Source organism: Corynebacterium tuberculostearicum SK141, assembly GCF_000175635.1.
Classification (GTDB): Bacteria; Actinomycetota; Actinomycetes; order Mycobacteriales; family Mycobacteriaceae; genus Corynebacterium; species Corynebacterium tuberculostearicum_C.
In genome coordinates this window covers 186,948-203,236 of the sequence record NZ_ACVP01000023.1, presented here as the reverse complement: position 1 = coordinate 203,236, position 16,289 = coordinate 186,948, and the positions used below count along the sequence as shown (strand labels likewise).

General features: G+C 61.7%; 15 protein-coding genes. 11 read left to right on the top strand and 4 right to left on the bottom strand.

Annotated features, from left to right (window positions below; translation table 11 throughout):
- Window positions 1–3: 3 nt before the first annotated feature.
- Window positions 4–633 carry an Rv2732c family membrane protein gene (locus tag CORTU0001_RS07435; protein ID WP_034668449.1) on the top strand — a complete coding sequence of 210 codons (630 nt, stop codon included), beginning with the start codon at window positions 4–6 and terminating at the stop codon, window positions 631–633.
- Between the two features lie 11 nt (window positions 634–644).
- On the opposite strand, the gene CORTU0001_RS07430 is transcribed toward CORTU0001_RS07435, so the two are convergent.
- Both CORTU0001_RS07430 and CORTU0001_RS07425 read right to left on the bottom strand, forming a co-directional pair.
- Window positions 645–1,775 carry a GNAT family N-acetyltransferase gene (locus tag CORTU0001_RS07430; protein WP_005328634.1) on the bottom strand — a complete coding sequence of 377 codons (1,131 nt, stop codon included), beginning with the start codon at window positions 1,773–1,775 and terminating at the stop codon, window positions 645–647.
- Window positions 1,775–3,079, bottom strand: coding sequence for a DUF349 domain-containing protein (locus tag CORTU0001_RS07425; RefSeq protein WP_005328631.1), 1,305 nt, complete (start codon window positions 3,077–3,079; stop codon window positions 1,775–1,777). The genes CORTU0001_RS07430 and CORTU0001_RS07425 overlap by 1 nt, the downstream gene beginning before the upstream one ends.
- 136 nt (window positions 3,080–3,215) lie before the next feature.
- Here CORTU0001_RS07425 and CORTU0001_RS07420 point away from each other — a divergent pair, with 136 nt between their 5' ends.
- The 3 genes from CORTU0001_RS07420 to dapF are packed head-to-tail and all read left to right on the top strand — an operon-like array spanning window position 3,216 to window position 5,577.
- A complete protein-coding gene (locus CORTU0001_RS07420) occupies window positions 3,216–3,815 on the top strand; it encodes a hypothetical protein (RefSeq protein WP_005328630.1) in 600 nt (199 codons plus the stop codon).
- Complete coding sequence (gene miaA / locus CORTU0001_RS07415; RefSeq protein ID WP_208853863.1) at window positions 3,803–4,711, top strand: tRNA (adenosine(37)-N6)-dimethylallyltransferase MiaA; 909 nt, start codon at window positions 3,803–3,805, stop codon at window positions 4,709–4,711. Before CORTU0001_RS07420 ends, miaA begins: the two co-directional genes overlap by 13 nt.
- 5 nt (window positions 4,712–4,716) lie before the next feature.
- Entirely contained in the window at window positions 4,717–5,577 is an 861-nt protein-coding gene (gene dapF / locus CORTU0001_RS07410) for a diaminopimelate epimerase (RefSeq protein ID WP_005325108.1), read from the top strand.
- A gap of 39 nt (window positions 5,578–5,616) precedes the next feature.
- Here the strand turns inward: dapF and CORTU0001_RS07405 are convergent, their stop codons facing one another.
- Both CORTU0001_RS07405 and CORTU0001_RS07400 read right to left on the bottom strand, forming a co-directional pair.
- Window positions 5,617–6,228, bottom strand: coding sequence for a hypothetical protein (locus CORTU0001_RS07405; protein ID WP_034668447.1), 612 nt, complete (start codon window positions 6,226–6,228; stop codon window positions 5,617–5,619).
- 36 nt (window positions 6,229–6,264) lie between these two features.
- Entirely contained in the window at window positions 6,265–7,062 is a 798-nt protein-coding gene (locus CORTU0001_RS07400; protein ID WP_005328624.1) for a hypothetical protein, read from the bottom strand.
- Between the two features lie 75 nt (window positions 7,063–7,137).
- Here CORTU0001_RS07400 and hflX point away from each other — a divergent pair, with 75 nt between their 5' ends.
- The 7 genes from hflX to CORTU0001_RS11295 all read left to right on the top strand — a co-directional run bounded on the left by hflX (window position 7,138) and on the right by CORTU0001_RS11295 (window position 16,010).
- Window positions 7,138–8,631 carry a GTPase HflX gene (gene hflX, locus CORTU0001_RS07395; protein WP_005328622.1) on the top strand — a complete coding sequence of 498 codons (1,494 nt, stop codon included), beginning with the start codon at window positions 7,138–7,140 and terminating at the stop codon, window positions 8,629–8,631.
- Window positions 8,632–8,662: 31 nt separating this feature from the next.
- Window positions 8,663–9,943 (top strand): uracil-xanthine permease family protein, encoded by a 1,281-nt coding sequence (locus tag CORTU0001_RS07390; protein ID WP_034668445.1) that lies wholly within the window; start codon window positions 8,663–8,665, stop codon window positions 9,941–9,943.
- A 131-nt stretch (window positions 9,944–10,074) separates the two neighbouring features.
- On the top strand, window positions 10,075–11,061 hold the full coding sequence (locus CORTU0001_RS07385) for an HNH endonuclease signature motif containing protein (protein ID WP_034668443.1): 987 nt from the start codon (window positions 10,075–10,077) through the stop codon (window positions 11,059–11,061).
- Window positions 10,976–12,454 (top strand): recombinase family protein, encoded by a 1,479-nt coding sequence (locus tag CORTU0001_RS07380; protein ID WP_034668441.1) that lies wholly within the window; start codon window positions 10,976–10,978, stop codon window positions 12,452–12,454. Before CORTU0001_RS07385 ends, CORTU0001_RS07380 begins: the two co-directional genes overlap by 86 nt.
- 501 nt (window positions 12,455–12,955) lie before the next feature.
- Complete coding sequence (locus tag CORTU0001_RS07375; RefSeq protein ID WP_005328616.1) at window positions 12,956–13,171, top strand: hypothetical protein; 216 nt, start codon at window positions 12,956–12,958, stop codon at window positions 13,169–13,171.
- A gap of 3 nt (window positions 13,172–13,174) precedes the next feature.
- A complete protein-coding gene (locus tag CORTU0001_RS11735) occupies window positions 13,175–13,345 on the top strand; it encodes a hypothetical protein (RefSeq protein ID WP_005328615.1) in 171 nt (56 codons plus the stop codon).
- Window positions 13,346–13,757: 412 nt separating this feature from the next.
- Entirely contained in the window at window positions 13,758–16,010 is a 2,253-nt protein-coding gene (locus CORTU0001_RS11295) for a bifunctional DNA primase/polymerase (protein ID WP_005328614.1), read from the top strand.
- The last annotated feature ends 279 nt before the right edge of the window (window positions 16,011–16,289 follow it).

The window sequence follows — 16,289 nt, the reverse complement described above, 5'->3', positions numbered from 1 at the left end:
GCCATGACTGAGGAACGTTCGACCACCGCAGCCCACAATGCAGCTAACGCTGAGCGTAGAGCAGCACAAACAATGGACCTCGGCGGTCACAAGGTCACGCTGTGCATTGCAGTGGTGGTCTATATCCTCTACCTGATTTTGCCCTACGCCGGTCCGGCTCATGGTTGGGAGGCATTGACGTTCGGCACCACATCTAGTGGCGTGAGGATTTCCATCATGGAAACCGTCTCTGCGTGGCTCGCGCTCATTGGTTTGGGCATTCTTACTCCGGTGACGCTGTTCACCCGTCGCGCCACGCCTGGGCTGATTGCATGGATGTTGGTGACGGTGTCCTTCTTTGCCAACCTATGGGGCTTCTGGTTCCGTGGCTCTACCGCCGACGGGGCGTCGCTGGGAATGTGGGTAGGAATGCTAGCTACCTTCCTAGCATTTCTGGCCTATAGCATGGTGGCGCTGCGCCGCAGCCCAGAGCAGAAGGCCGCCGAAGCCCGCGTGCGCGCCACCGCCGGACAGCTCGATGAGGTGGGCGAATTTCAATCCAGGATTGACGCGGCACCGCAGCGGGAGCCACTGGAAGACAATCGCCGCAAGCAAGCTGCCGAACGTCATCGCGCCCAGCGCGGCGAGCAGTAGGCCTACGGCCACTAATCCCGCAGCCGCAACTCCCACGCAGAAGAACGGGAAAGTTCCCGGGCACCCAGGCTGCGGTAAATGGCATTCATGGCCGCGTCCTTGGCGGCAACGGAACAATAGCAGCGCCGCACTCGCGGCCAATAGCCTGCCACCTCATGCAGCGCTGTGAGCTTGGCTAGCTGCGCAAGTCCGCGGCGGCGGTGCGGGCGATCGGTCACAGTCAGAGTCCACTCGCATACTTCAGGATTCGCGTCCTCGTGCCTAGCCATTTCGGTCAGTGCGAGAATGCTCCCGTCCTCGGCGGTAAGTGCGATAAGAAGCGTGTGCCCGCGACGAGAGCGCAGGCGGCTGTGCGCTTCGCGCAATCGAGCACGCGTCCACACGATGGGCTCCACCGTCAGATCCCCGGTCTCCGCGTCTTTGGACGCTAGGCTAAGCAGCCGCATGACCTCGTCGAGGTAGCCCTCAGGGATGTCGTAATCCGGCCAGACTCGGGCGGTGATTCCAGCCGGGAGCAGTGCTGCGACAGGGCTTTCGGGGATGTCCATTACCAGCTGGTGCTCCGCATGCCTCTGCGTAAATCCCAGATGGCGGTAGATGCTGCCCATAGCGTCGTAGTCTGGATCCGCGCCCGGCGGGTGCAATAGTCCTACGTGCGCTACGGTGCGGCCGAGTTTACGGGCCAGCTCCAGCGCCTTCGTACCCATCCACTCGGCAACCTTGCGCCCTTCCTCATCGAGCTGCTCGCCGGGCAGAGGCAGGTCGCACAGCACGCATTCAATCTCTGTGGCCTCGCGCTCTTCCAACAGCGGCAGGCTAATGTGGATGAACCCGAGGTAATCCAGCTCCGGGCTCGGCTCCACCGAGGGGATGAGCGGCAGTCCCAGCTCAGAAACCTCACCAAGGGTGGAGTCGCCGTCCACTACGGCAAAGAGATGGGTCTGTGATTCGCTAGATCCCTGCAGGCGCTGAACCACGCGGCCTGGCGACGTCGATGCCGCGGCATCGCCGCTTGCTTCTTGGGCCGCCAAGTTGGCCCAAAAGACGAAGCTGCGAATGCAGTCCGCAGGTTCGCTGGGCCGAGATTCGGCGGTAGGTGAGTGCGGCGGCCGTGGTGGCCGCGCAATGTGGACGAGGTGCACTACTTATCGTTGACGGCGTTAGCGGCGGCGTCGGCAAAAGCCTGCCACTGCTCGGCCTGCGCGCGCAGATCAGCGGCCTTTTTCGCATTGCCCTTGGCCTCAGCTGCCTCGGCCTGAGAGTTAAACTCATCGACCTTAGCTTGGAACTGCGCCACGCGTGCTTGCGCCTCTGGGTCGGTGCGGCGCCACTCGGACTTTTCTGCCTCGGTGACGCGCTGCTCCAGCGCCTCAATCTTGGACTCGTACTCGCGCACTTGCTTGCGGGGAACGAAGCCCACCTCTTCCCACTTTTCCTGCAGCTCGCGCAGCTTGGCCTTCGCACCCTCGATGCCCTTGGACGGGTCGATCTGGCCGTCGTATTCCGCAATCAAGGCGTCCTTGGCCTTGGCATTTTCTGCAAACTCACGGTCGCGCTCGTCATTGACGGCATTGCGGGCATTGAAGAACTTGTCCTGGGCGGCGCGGAAGCGGGCCCATAGCTTATCGTCCACGTCGCGCGGGGCGCGGCCGGCGGCCTTCCACTCGGTCATCAAATCGCGGTAGGCGCGGGCGGTGGGGCCCCACTCGGTGGAATCCTGGATGGCCTCGGCACGCTCGACGAGTTCTTCCTTCTTCTTGCGGGCAACCGCACGGGCGCGGTCCAGCTCGGCAAAGTGGGAGCCCCGACGGCGGTTGAAGGAGTCGCGGGCGCGGGAGTAGCGCTTCCACAGGGCATCGTCGGTCTTGCGATCAATGCCCTTAATCTGCTTCCACTCTTCTAAGATGGCGCGGATGCGGTCGCCGGCGGCCCTCCATTCGGTGGAGTTTTCGGCAATCTCTTCTGCTTCCGCCGCCAGCTTCTCCTTGGCAGCAATAGCTTCCTCGCGGCGACGCTCCTTATCGGCCTGCGCCTGCTCGCCGGCTTCTACCGAGTGCTCAATGACGGCAACAAGGCGGCGGTCAAGTGCTGCGATATCACCGATAACCGCAGCGGTAGGCAGGGTGTCGCGTAATTGCGCTGCGGTCTTCTTGATGCCAGCGGCCTCACTGGGGTTGGCGCGCAGGCGAGCCTCGAGCAGTTCAATTTCGGTGGAGAGATCGTCGTAGCGCGCGCCGTAGTGCTTCAGGCCCTCCTCGGGGGTGCCGGCCTGCCATTCGCCAATCTTGCGTTCGCCCTCCGGAGCGGAAACGAAGACGGAACCATCCGCGTCGACGCGGCCCCATTTGGCCGGGTCATTCTTGCTTGGTGCCTGCACGGGGACAGGCTTTGCGGTGGGACGAGGGCCCTTCTTGGGCATGGAACCTGGGGTAGGGATGGGAGACATGACAAGCCCTCCTATGTATAGATCGCCGCGCGTCACGGCTGCCGAATAAAATCACTGGATACATTACCGCGAATATCCCGCGCGTGCCCAGATTCTATTTAATTACCTCCACTTGGGTAGATAGTATGGAGGAATAATGTTCAATCTCATGGTAATGCCAGCCTCACCGGCGCTGGCCGTGGAGCTTGCCGCTCATGACGCCGCATCCCGCGCACTGCTTGCCGCTGCCCGTACGCTCGCAGTGGAGGCTGCGGCCGCCGGAATAGCGGAAGTAGATATCGTCGGAAGTCAGGATAAGCGCTGGTATACCGCCCATACCGGTAGCTTACGGGCCTGGGGCGCGGCTACGGACCTAGGCGGCGGTAACTTTCTTCCGGAGATCATGGCCCGGTACGTGCTGCACAGCGTGCCGCAGCTTAACGCCCGCGCTAGCCGGGAGCACATCGGCCAGCCGGATCCGGCGGCGCTCACCATCGTCGTAGCAGATGGCAGCGCAGGCCTGACCGAGCGCGCCCCCTTGGCGCTCGTTCCCGGTGCCCAGGAAGCGCACGAGTGGTGCGAGGAGTTGCTCATGGGGGCGTCGGCAAGCAAGGCAGGCGAGTGGCTTTCCCAGCGCGGTGTGGTAGAGCCCGCACTGTGGGAGGAGTTAGCAGGCCTACAGTCAAAGAAGGCGCAATTGCTGGCCACCGACGCCACCTTGGGCGTCGGCCGCTACGTTGCAGGATGGGAGGTCTAATGCGCCCGATTGCAGTGTTTGGACCCACCGCCTCCGGCAAATCCGCGCTGGGGTTGGCGCTGGCGCAGGAGCTGGACGGCGAGGTGGTCAACGTCGATTCCATGCAGCTCTACCGCGGTATGGACATTGGCACCGCCAAGCTCACCCCGGCCGAGCGCGAGGGAATCCCGCACCACCAGCTCGATGTGTGGGACGTGACCGAAACCGCTTCTGTGGCCCGCTACCAGCGCGATGCCATCGCGGACGTGGAAGGCATCATGGCCCGCGGCAAGACACCAATCTTGGTCGGCGGCTCCATGCTTTATGCCCAAGCGCTTGTCGACGACTGGCAGTTCCCACCCACCGACCCCGCTGTCCGCGCCAAGTATGAAGCCCGGCGCGTAGAAATCGGTACCGATGCCCTGCACGAGGAGCTGGCGCAGGTGGATCCGGCCGCGGCCGCCATCATTGAAGATAAGGACCCGCGCCGGACCGTGCGCGCCCTTGAAGTCATCGAGTTGACCGGCAAGCCCTATAAAGCCAGCCAGCCGCCGAAGGACGCCCCGCCGCGGTGGGGTACCCGTTTGCTCGGCCTGCGCACCACCGCAGATTGGCTTAATCCGCGCATCGAGCTGCGCACGCGCCAGATGTTTGAGCGCGGGCTCATCGAGGAAGTCGAGCGCCTTCAAGCCCAAGGCTTGGTCGCCGATTCCACGGCCGGGCGCGCCATTGGCTATGCGCAGGTATTTCAAGCCCAGCGCGGCGAACTCACCTGGGATGAGGCCGTCGATCGCACAATTACCGGGACACGGCGCTACGTGCGCCGCCAACGTTCCTGGTTCAACCGCGATAAGCGCATCACATGGCTGGATGCCGCGGGCGATACGACCGCCCAAGCGCTGCGCGCGCTAGGGTAGGGAGCATGAAATTTGCCAAGGGTCATGGAACTGAGAACGACTTTGTCATCGTCGAAGACCACGCGGCCGCCACGCCGCTTGCCCCCGAGCGCGTAGCGGCGCTGTGCGATCGCCGCGCCGGTATCGGCGGCGACGGATTGCTGCGCGTCGTGCGCGCCGAGGCCTTGCTCGCGGCCGGGGAAATCGAGGCGCTGGCCGAGGGCATCGCGCCCACTGACTGGTTTATGGATTACCGCAACGCCGACGGTTCCGTGGCCGAAATGTGCGGCAATGGCACCCGCGTTTTCGCCCACTGGCTCCGGTCGCGCGGCCTCGTCGAAGAAGACGAGTTCACCATCGGTACCCGCGCCGGCGCCAAGCGCGTGACGGTGCACTCGTGTGATGAGCAAGCGGCCGAGGTCACCGTAGAGATGGGACCGGCCGAAGTAACGGGTGTATCCACCGCGTCTATGGCCGGGGAGAGCTACGCCGGTCTAGGCGTCGACATGGGCAACCCCCACCTCGCGGCCGTAGTGCCGGGGCTGGACGCCGAGGGACTTGCGGCCAAGACTTTCGAGCAGCCAGTCATCGATGAAGCCTTCTTCCCAGCCGGCGTGAATGTTGAGGTCGTGACCCCGCTGCGCGATGGCCACGTGCACATGCGCGTCTTTGAGCGCGGGGTAGGAGAGACCCGCTCTTGCGGCACCGGCACCGTGGCGGCCGCGACCGCCGCGCTTGCCGACGCCGCCGTGGACCACACCACCACCCCTCACGGCACCGTGCACGTACACGTCCCCGGCGGGGAAGTGACCGTGGACATCTACGAGGGAGGCTCGCGCCTGACCGGCCCGTCGGCGATCGTCGCCACCGGCGAGACCTCCCTTTAGACCGCGTCGTGCCCGACGCACGCGGTGCGCGGTGAGTGTTTAGGCGCTGCGCCCTTCGTTTTCCTCTTCCTCGAACGCTTGCTCTTCGAGGGCTTGGCGGCGCAGGGCGCGATTTTTTACTTCGTTCTTTTCGTACTTCGGCCCGAGCGCAAAGGCGGCGCGGCGGGCCGATAGCCAGGTTTCCTTGAGCTCGCGGGCTCGTTCATCGGTCACCTTGAGCAAGGACTCCAGCTCGTTGGTGCTGACCTCTTCCGCATTCACGCGCAGGTTCAACCGGCGCAGGAATCGCCGAGCGCCGGAAATCTCATAGTGGAAGGCTTCGATGGTGGGGTCGGAACAATCCAGATCTAAAAGCGCCGGCCGGTAGAGCGTGCGGTCCGCGATCTTCTCGGCCGCCTCGGAGGACCGGAAGTCTTCGTACTCCGCCAAGACGTCCTCAATATCTTCGGCCGAGAGCCGAATAGAGCTGCGCAGCGCCGCCTGCTCCGAGGCGTCCGGCCGGGTGTGGAGCATAAGCAGCGCCGCCGCGATAAGTAGTGCCGCGATGAAAACCCCGGGAAGTTTTAGGGTTGCCACAACCGCCACTGATCCGATCAGGATCAGCGCGAGAACCAGCACCCGCCGGTTTCTCGCATTTTCCGGAAAAGGCATCCACACAGCTATTCCACCAGACCTTTGCGTCAGTTCTTAGTGGCCGCCGCAGCCGCAGCCACCAGAGCCACAACCGCAGCCAGCGCCGTCGCCGCAGCCACCGCTGGGCATTTCAATAGAAGCCGTCAGCAGGGCGGTGCCGGCCACGATAGAGTCCTTGGCCGGTAGCTCGTCGCCCCCTGCAGGCAGGCAGAGATCGAAGGGGAAGAGGCCATCCATGACGAGGTGGGCGAATTTCTCGCCGGTTAGCTCATTGGTACGCCACTCGGATTCCATGACGCGGGCCGCAAAAGTAGCGGCTGGGGTAGGAACCTCCGCGCCAGAGCCGGAGGAAATAACCTTTGCTCCTGCGGACTCGAAGAGCGCCGGGAATTCGCCCTCGGCCGCCTCATAGGCATCTGCCGACTCGTAGGTGCGGACATCAAGGCCCATGGCGGTGAGGGAGATTTGCTGCCATTGCTGCAAGGGTTCGTCGGCAAGCAAAGGCCCCTGCGCCAAGTTCGCGGTGGCCTGGGCGATGGTGGTACCGAAAGGATCGATAATCTCCAGCAGCGCGAGAACATCGTTGACCATCTCTACGTGGGCGAATCCCTGCGTAACGGCATCGAAGCCAATGTAGGTAGCAAAAGGCTCCACCGCGAGAATATTGAGTTGCGCGCCCGATGGATCGGTGAACTGAATCAGCTGGCCACCGCGTACCTCACCGGTAACGGCCAAGCGATCGCTAGCGATGGCGGCCTCAACGGCGTCCTGCCAGCGTTCGAAATTGAGGCCAATGGCCTGCATCTCGGTATTCTGCTTCACCCCAGTGTCCTTAACGTTCATGCCCGCCATTGTATCGCCTTGTGCAGCCAGCTAAGAATCCGCAATTCCCGCTTTCGGCCGTAACGTGCCAAAATGAGAGGTAGTATGACCGAATTTTCCCAGCACAATAACGACGATCTCCTCGCCCGCGCGTTCCGCTTTAACGACGCCCCGGCCGCACCAGAGGCGACGCCCACCACCGGTGACCTTGACCTGGCAGAGCGTAACGCCTTCCGTCGCGTTACCCGTGAGACCACCATCCGCGCTGAGGACACCACCGATGGCTACGAGGTGGAGTACCGAAAGCTGCGCCTCGAGCGCGTCATTCTGGTTGGCGTGTGGACCGAAGGGACCGTGGCCGAAGTCGAAGCCACCATGGACGAGCTTGCAGCGCTGACCGAGACCGCCGGCGCCGAAGTAGTAGAGATGATCTACCAAAAGCGCGATAAGCCGGATTCCGGCACCTTCATTGGCTCCGGCAAGGTCAAGGAATTGCGCGACATCGTCGAGGCCACCGGCGCCGATACCGTGGTGTGCGATGGCGAGCTCAATCCTGGCCAGCTCACCGCTCTCGAGCGCGCGCTTAACACCAAGGTCATTGACCGCACGATGCTCATCCTTGACATCTTTGCCCAGCACGCCAAGTCCAAAGAGGGCAAGGCGCAGGTTTCCTTGGCGCAGCTGGAATACCTCTACACCCATACCCGTGGTTGGGGCGGCAACCTTTCGCGCCAGGCGGGCGGACGCGCCGGCTCCAACGGCGGCGTCGGCCTGCGTGGTCCCGGTGAGACCAAGATTGAGACGGACCGCCGCCGCATCCGCACGGAGATGGCCCGGCTGCGCAAGCAGCTGCGCGCTATGAAGACCGCCCGTGAGGTCAAGCGTTCCAAGCGCCAGCGCTCGACCATCGCGCAGATAGCCATTGCCGGCTACACCAACGCCGGAAAGTCCTCGCTCATTAACGCCATGACCGGCGCCGGCGTGCTGGTAGAGGACGCACTCTTTGCCACGTTGGACCCCACGACTCGCCGTGCCACGCTTGCCGACGGCCGCCAGGTCGTTTTCACCGATACCGTCGGGTTTGTCCGCCACTTGCCCACACAGCTGGTCGAGGCGTTCAAATCCACCCTGGAAGAGGTGCTGGCCGCCGATATTATGTTGCACGTGGTCGATGGCTCTGACCCATTCCCGCTCAAGCAGATTGAGGCCGTCAACCAGGTCATTTATGACATTGTGTCCGAAACCGGCGAGCAGGCCCCGCCCGAGATCATCGTGATCAATAAGATCGACCAGGCCGACCCGCTGGTGCTTGCCGAGCTGCGTCACGTACTCGACCACGAGGACGTAGTCTACGTATCCGCGCGCACGGGCGAGGGAATCGACGAGCTTACCGCGCGCGTAGAGCTCTTCCTCAACTCCCGCGATAGCCACGTCAAGCTGCAGGTTCCCTTTACCCGCGGCGATGTGGTGGCCCGCGTACATGCCGAGGGCACGGTGCGCCACGAGGAGTACACGGCCGATGGCACGCTTGTCGACGTCCGCCTTCCCGCACCCACCGCCCGCGAACTCGCCGAATTCATCGTGGAGGAAGTTTCCTAAAACCACCCCGGGTGATCCATAATTAAGGCTCGTGAGCTTAAAAGGTTGGACCGTCCACGGAGACGGTAAAAGGATTGCACCGGGCGCGGTCGTGGCGCCGGAAGAACGACTCAGCTGGGGCCGAACCATCGGCATCGGAATGCAGCACGTGGTGGCCATGTTCGGCGCTACGCTTTTGGTTCCCACCTTGACCGGATTCCCCGTCAATACGACGCTGCTCTTTTCCGGCCTCGGCACAATTGTGTTCCTGCTTATCACGCGCAACCGGTTGCCGTCCTACCTCGGCTCCTCGTTCGCGTTCATTGCACCTCTTTCGGCGTCGCAGCAGTACGGCATCGCCGCGCAAGCAGGCTCTATTTTGGTCACCGGCCTCGTCTTGGCCGCGGTGGGCGTGGCAGTCAAAATCGCCGGCCGCCGCGTCCTGGACGCCGTCATGCCGCCGGCCGTCACCGGTGCGATTGTGGCCCTCATCGGCCTGAACCTAGCGCCGAATGCGGCCGAGAACTTTGCCTCCCAGCCGCTCGTGGCCGCCGTGACACTGCTCGTTATCTTGCTGGCCACCGTCGCCGGCCGCGGTATGGTCTCGCGCCTGTCCATCCTGCTCGGCGTGGTCGTCGGCTGGGTTTTCGCTGCGCTGACCGGCAACCTCGGCGATGACGCCGTGGCGGCGATCGATGCCGCCCCGTGGGTGGGCCTGCCGGAATTCCACGCGCCTTCCTTCAACGTCTCCGCCATTGCCGTGGCACTTGCTGTACTGGTAGTTCTCATCGCGGAAAACGTCGGCCACGTCAAGGCCGTCTCCGAGATGACAAAGCGCGATCTCGATGACCTGGCCGGTGACGCTCTGATCGCCGATGGCCTCGCGTCTACCCTTGCCGGCGGCTTTGGCGGCTCCGGTACCACGACCTACGCCGAAAATATCGGCGTGATGGCCGCAACGCGCGTGTATTCCACCGCCGCCTACTGGGTAGCAGCCTTTACCGCCATCCTTTTGGCCTTCGTGCCGAAGTTTGGTGCGCTGATTTTCACCATCCCGACCGGCGTCCTGGGCGGTGCCTGCATCGTGCTGTATGGACTCATCGGCATGCTAGGTGTGCGCATCTGGATGGATAATAAGGTTAATTTCAATAACCCGGTCAACCTGACTGCGGCCGCGGTGGCGCTTATCGCGGGCATCGGCAACCTGACCCTCACCGTGGGCGGGGTCTCCCTCGAGGGCATTGCGTGGGGCTCGGTAGGCATCATCGTGGCCTATCCGATTATGAAGAAGCTCTACGATTCCGTCGGCGAGGGTCACGGCGCCAAGTACTAAATTTCCACCTGTGGATAACTGCCCGTCGCGCGCCCGCGGCGGGCAGTGTTGTTGACGGGCCAACGCGGGTTATCCACAGCGGGCCGATATGCGGCTCGCGTGGGCGTGTGGGGGCTATTTAACTTAGCGGCATGACCGCATTGGACGCATACTTAAACGCAGTGAACGCCGGCATGGACATTGTCGCCGCCGTTCAAGGGCTGAGCGATCGCGAGCTCATCGCGCGGGGCGCCTCCGACATCGCCGCGCGCGACCTGCTGCGTCTATGCGATACCTATTTCGGCCGGTGCGGCTTTGCTGCCAAACAGCGAGCGGCGCGGCAGACTAGGCATTCCCTCGACGTGCTACTGCTGATTGAAAAATACGCCTTGCGCTTGCCGACGCAGCGCGATGCCTGGACACTACGCACCGAACTGTGTGCCTTTCGCGGCAGCGCCACCGCCCTAGAAAAGCGCGCCCGCGCCTTGGTACGCGAACTGCGACCGCGCCGTACGCCCGAAAAGGGAGTGCGCATCACCCGCCGCTCCGGCGGCCCTTGGTCACTGACCATTACCGGGGATTCGGCCGATGTGGCGGATATGCACGCTGCATTGGATGCCAATAAGCCCCTGGAATCTGCCAAAGAACTCTTCTTTGGCAAGGCGGATGCGACGCGAGCGACGGTGACGACGCAGGTGGTTCTCACCCTTGATGAACTCGACCGAATAGTCGACGGCGGCGGGGAGGAAATCACCCTCCAACTCACCAATGGCGCTCGAATCACCGGAGCGGAGCTTGTCGCGCGGACACTGAGCGATCACGGCTATGTCACGCTCGTCCATCCCCACGAGGGGCCGGTCAACCTCTACCGGACCTCGCGCGTGGCCAACGACAAGCAGCGGCTCATGGCGGCTGCGGTCAACCCGGTATGCCCGTGGGAGAGCTGTAACTACCCCGCCGACAAGTGCCAGATTCACCACCTCAAAGCCTGGAAGCATGGCGGCGAGACCAACGCTGCGAAGCTCATAGGTGAATTGGTGTACAACTATCTATATGACCCAAAAGACCACCACCACAACGCTGCCCGCCGGTATCTACGTGCGCATTTCCCTAGACAAGCACGACGGTGCCGGTGTTGAGCGCCAAGAGGAAATGTGCCGTAAATTGGCCGCCGAGCACGGCCTTGAGGTGTCCCGCGTATATTCCGATAACTCCATTTCTGCTTACTCGGGAAAGAGGCGCCCCGGCTTTATTGACCTTGTAGCCGACGTTGAAGCCCGCAAGATTGGCGCGGTGCTATCGTTCGCACCCGACCGCATTAGCCGCAACGTGAGCGAATATGGAATATTCAAGGCCACCCTCAAAAACACCCACTGCCGCCTTATCTATGTCAATGGCGGCGAGCAAGCCCTAGACGACCCCAACGTCGACCTTATTAGCACGATGTTGTCGGGCGTGAGCCAGTGGGAAAGTGCGATTAAGTCCACCCGTGTGGCCGCCGCCTTTGCACAGCACCGCAGCCGTGGGGACTATCCCACCAAGCCCAACCGGCTGTTTGGATACACCCGCAGCGGTGAGCCTCACCCCACCGAGGCACCCCTTGTACGTGACGCGGCAACCCGTATCTTGGCAGGGGAGTCGCTACGCCGTATTGCCCGTGAGTGGGAGGAAAAGGGCGTTACCACAACCAGCGGCGGCCGCCCCAATGCACAGAACTTACGCAAGAGCTTGCTAACGCCAACAATGGGCGGGTTTACGCATTACGGGTTAAAGAAAAAGGACTACACCGCCGCCGAGTGGGAGAAGTTGAGCGCGTGGGAGAAGCTCGGAATTATCGGCCGCGGCAATTGGGAGCCGGTGCTCGACCCCGAGGTATGGCAGGCGTTGTGGGCACACCTGACCAACCCGGCTCGCACGACCAACCGTGTAGGCAACGCCCCGCAACACTTGCTTAGCGGAATTGCGCTGTGTGGCAAGTGTGGTGCGCCCATATCCTGCCGTAAAAAGTGGTACAAGAAAAAGGGCGAGGGACAGCCGAAGCGCGTGTACTACTGCAAAGAGCGTGGCGGCGGCCACCCATCGCGCATTGCCGAGCCGCTGGAAAACTACATTACGAACCTAGTTCTAGCCCGTCTTTCGGCTAGTGACATTGTGGGCGAGCTTGCCGCCGGTGTGGATACAGATCGCCGGGCAGAGTTGACGGCAACACGCGATATGGTGCGAGGCCGTATGGCAGACCTCGAGCAACAGGCCACGCTAGGAAACGTGGGCATGGATCAGTTCGGCCGTATGAACAAAGCGTTAACAGACCAGCTTGAGGCTATCGACGCCGAGCTTGTAGAGCTGGCAGGCGCGGGCGGTGTCTTATCCGAGGTGGCCGGGGTTGCCGATGTTCGCGCATGGTGGGTAACAGCCACGCTTGAACTAAAGCGCGAACTTATCCGAGCGCTAATGACCATCACCATAGAGCACACCGGCGGCCCGCAATCTAAGTTCAACCCTGAATATGTCACCGTAGATTGGAAAGCGTAACCATGGCCTCTCGCGTACTGAAAATTAAATGCAAGTGTCGGCCTACGCCACAAGGGGCGCCTCGGCCGGTCTCTAACCTCATGTGGCTCAAGCGTGGTGCCCATGACAACCGCGGACTTGGGGGCACGTTCACCATGGCAGTGCGTAACGCTGTGGTGACTGAATCGGGACAACCGGGCAAGCCCAATGCGTTTGTAGGTGAGCACGTTTACGCCGTGGAATGTACCAAGTGCCACCGCGTACACACAGTGAGCGGGGCACAGCTTCGGCAGTGGTGGGGCGATTATCTCAATGGGGGCACCCCCTCGGTTGAACTATGAAACTCTATAGTTTATAATTGAGGCACAACTTTATCGGCGTGGTCTACTAAACGAGCCAACCCCACCTTAGAGAGTGGGTACACGGTATTCACCACGTTAAGCCGCGGGGAGCCTCCATACCCTGCCTAAACGGTGGCCTAACAACCTTTCTTCCGAGAAAGGTCTGAAAGGTATGCCGACAATGGCCCCCAAAGAATCACCAACCGTATATCGCCTAAACGGGCGCCTTAACGCGAAAAGGCGCTGGCACCCAGACACTGACACCACCGAGCTGGAACAAGACCTAGCCGCGTGCCGAATCAGTGAGTACGCCCGCAAAATCATGGCCGAGGCGCCTGCCCTCACCCAAGCTCATATTGACGATGTAGCCGCCATTTTGTCCAAGGTGGGTGCATAAGCCATGACCGCACCCGCAATGACGCCTACGCAGCGCGCGGAATATATCCGTCTTTCTTTCGCCACGGTGGACACTCTCAAGGCCGCCCACGAGGCCCGCCGCGCGCCTGCCTTAAGCCCCGAGCGCCTAGACCGATTGACCTCCATCTACCGAGCCAATAAGGCGGTGGTGTAGATGGAACCAATATGTCTGCACCCCGGCACCGTCGTGGGCGTATGGGAGCAAACCGGCGCAGGGTGGGTATTGGGAGACTTATTTACCATTGCCACCCCTCCGAGAATCTATTACACAGTGCCTGAACCACCGCCACAGATAACGTTCTGCGCTGACCACCCGCAAACCCTCGAAGAGCGCCGCCAATTACGCCGCCGCCTTGGCAACCGCGGTGAACCAAAAGGCGAAGTACTACCCGACCATCTAAGGCAGCGGCCCAAGCCTGCCCCCGCTAATCAAAAGTGGGTGAAAGTAGGCCTTGTCCTGCCTTGGTATCACGGCAAGAAATCGCGCATGGAAAAGACCCCCGCCGAAAGGACTCACAGCGAGGGCCACCATGCCACCACCAACAACAAAGAAAGTGACAGTTACTATGGTAACCCATAATCTTGAGTCCACACAGTCCGCACAGCATGGTTTGAGCCGGGCAGAACGGTTAACGGACATTCTTAGCAGCGCCGCGCGCGTAGATTTAGACGGCCGTGACTTGGTGCTGGACTACGTGCATGCCCTACAGGCCGAGGGCGTAGCGGTGTTGCCGCTTAGGGCCGGGGAAAAGCTACCAGCGACACCGAACGGCGTGCACGGGGCTACCACCGACCCGGCTACCTTTGACGCCATGTATTCCACCGGCTGCAATCTGGGAATGAACCTCGGTGCCAGTGGGATTGTTGTGGTGGACGCCGATACCCCGGCCGAGGTCGAGGATTGGCAGGAATGGCAGAAAGAGCACGCCACCTCTATGCCGCGGGCTACCGTAGCCACCCCGGGCACCGCCGGGGTGCACCATGGCGGCGGCCATTGGTGGATTGACGCCGAAAATGCTGGGGAGCTCAAAGAGTCCAAAGCAGGCGCCGCCACCGTAATGACCGGCGACCGCTACGTTGTATTACCGGGCAGCGTGCGCACCGACGTGGCAGACCCTAACCAGCCTGCTTACGTAGTGCAGGGCGCCGTCTATAGCAGCGTGCAAGGCAGTGCCGTCATTGAGGCTGCACGCCGGGTGGACAAGCCCGAGACCAAGACCACGCGAGAGCCCAACAGCACGCCGGTAACCAGCATTGACCAGTGGGCGCAAGAAACAGAGTGGGAACAGCTACTAATCCCCGACGACTGGATTAACACCGGGGACAGCGACAGCTGTGGGTGTGACATCTATACAGCACCAGGCACGCACGCTAACCCCAAATCCGCAACGGCACACACCGGACAGTGCGAGCTATCCAACAACGGCGGTGCACTTGCCGTATGGACAGATAACCCGCCCCAAAAGCTCATGGACGTCATAGAGGACAAGGGCAAGAGGGTAAGCAAGTTCGACTACGTGACCTATATGCACCACGACGGCGACACCTCGGCCGCGTTTGAGGCTTTAGGGCTTGACTATTCCACCGGCGGGCAGGCGCTAAGCGCCGCTGAATTGCGAGGCAGCGGCACTAGCCGAGAGGCCACACAGCCGCGCGGCAAAGTAGACCTAAGCGTCATTTTGGCCGACGACTACACCCCACCCACACCAACCTTGTGGACGCGCACCGACGGCGAAAATCTGCTTTACCCCGGCCGCTCGCACAGCGTGCATGGCGAAAGTGAGTCTGGCAAGTCTCTACTCATGCAGGCACTAGCCGCCAAGCTCATTACCGACGGGCAGCGCGTGCTTTACCTTGACTATGAGGACACCGCCCTTAGCGTTATCGGCCGTTTGCGAGCGATGGGAACACCGGACGAGGCGACGCTATCCATGCTTGACTATTGGAACCCCGAGCCCGCGGGCGGCAATTGCGTAGAGCCCGAGGGGCTGGATTACATGGCCGGGCAGTCATATGGCCTCGTTGTAATTGACGGCGTAACCACGGCGCTATCGGACGCCGGGCTGAACTCAAATGACGGCGACGACGTCGTTCAGTGGTTTGGCAAAGTGGTCAACTATCTAGCCACGTCCACCGGCGCGGCCGTCGTCGTGGTAGACCACGTGGTCAAAAATGGCACCGGCGGGCGTTTCGCAGTGGGCTCAAATCAGAAGATGGGCCAGCTTACCGGCGCGGCCTACACCGTGGACGTGCTCACCCCGCCTGCCCAAGGCAAGGTGGGCACCCTCGAGGTCTACATTGGCAAGGATAAGGGCGGCGGCGTGCGAAAGTTCGCAGAGACCCCTAACCAGCACCGCCAAGCACGCGTGGCAACAGTGACCGTGGACGGTACAGGCGGCGGTCTCTCGGTGACTGTAGACCCGCCACATGAGGACACCAAGCGCGCCAAGCAAGCTACCGCTACCGACGGTGCTGTTAGCCGTGTAGACCTCTATCTAACCGGCCTCGGTGACGAAAAGCGCCCAAGCCTGCACGAGATTGTGTATGCCATTGTCGCCACCTACGACGACGGCGACGGGTTGCCAGAGGCGCGCCTTAAGAACCTGTGGAAAGAACTATCACCGCGCACCACGGGCGGCGCGAAGAGGTTTACCACGGCCCTTAACCGGGCCAAGGATAAAGGCCTTATTGCCCGAAAGAAACGCGGTAGCCGTGCTTGGGTAGCCGCCCCCGGCGCTGACATATCCGCACCCGCCCGAGCCTTGGTTGAGCACATCAAATTGGACGCTGAAAAGGACGCCATAGAGGCCCTTGAATAGTGGTAAAAATAATACCTATATCTTGTGTCCCGATGTAATTTCGGGTGTTGTGTCTGGGACACAAGATTTTGCTACATACAGACATGCACCGGGACACAAGAAAAAGACACCATTAACGCAGCTCAAGCAATATAAATGAGCCCTCGTGATGTGTGTCTGGGTGCGTGTCTATAAACAAAAATGATGCGCTTGTGTCCGTGTGTCTCTCTCCTTTAGGGGAGAGACACACACCAAGGACACCAAAACCGATGTGAAATCAAAGGGAAAATAAAGGGGTTT

Bases quoted from the DNA above. Each gene is read 5' to 3' on its own strand.
- CORTU0001_RS07435 (WP_034668449.1), top strand. From the start codon at position 4: ATGACTGAGGAACGTTCGACCACCGCAGCCCACAATGCAGCTAACGCT.
- CORTU0001_RS07425 (WP_005328631.1), bottom strand. From the start codon at position 3,079: ATGTCTCCCATCCCTACCCCAGGTTCCATGCCCAAGAAGGGCCCTCGT.
- CORTU0001_RS07420 (WP_005328630.1), top strand. From the start codon at position 3,216: ATGTTCAATCTCATGGTAATGCCAGCCTCACCGGCGCTGGCCGTGGAG.
- miaA (WP_208853863.1), top strand. From the start codon at position 3,803: ATGGGAGGTCTAATGCGCCCGATTGCAGTGTTTGGACCCACCGCCTCC.
- dapF (WP_005325108.1), top strand. From the start codon at position 4,717: ATGAAATTTGCCAAGGGTCATGGAACTGAGAACGACTTTGTCATCGTC.
- CORTU0001_RS07405 (WP_034668447.1), bottom strand. From the start codon at position 6,228: ATGCCTTTTCCGGAAAATGCGAGAAACCGGCGGGTGCTGGTTCTCGCG.
- CORTU0001_RS07400 (WP_005328624.1), bottom strand. From the start codon at position 7,062: ATGGCGGGCATGAACGTTAAGGACACTGGGGTGAAGCAGAATACCGAG.
- hflX (WP_005328622.1), top strand. From the start codon at position 7,138: ATGACCGAATTTTCCCAGCACAATAACGACGATCTCCTCGCCCGCGCG.
- CORTU0001_RS07385 (WP_034668443.1), top strand. From the start codon at position 10,075: ATGACCGCATTGGACGCATACTTAAACGCAGTGAACGCCGGCATGGAC.
- CORTU0001_RS07380 (WP_034668441.1), top strand. From the start codon at position 10,976: ATGACCCAAAAGACCACCACCACAACGCTGCCCGCCGGTATCTACGTG.
- CORTU0001_RS07375 (WP_005328616.1), top strand. From the start codon at position 12,956: ATGGCCCCCAAAGAATCACCAACCGTATATCGCCTAAACGGGCGCCTT.
- CORTU0001_RS11735 (WP_005328615.1), top strand. From the start codon at position 13,175: ATGACCGCACCCGCAATGACGCCTACGCAGCGCGCGGAATATATCCGT.
- CORTU0001_RS11295 (WP_005328614.1), top strand. From the start codon at position 13,758: ATGGTAACCCATAATCTTGAGTCCACACAGTCCGCACAGCATGGTTTG.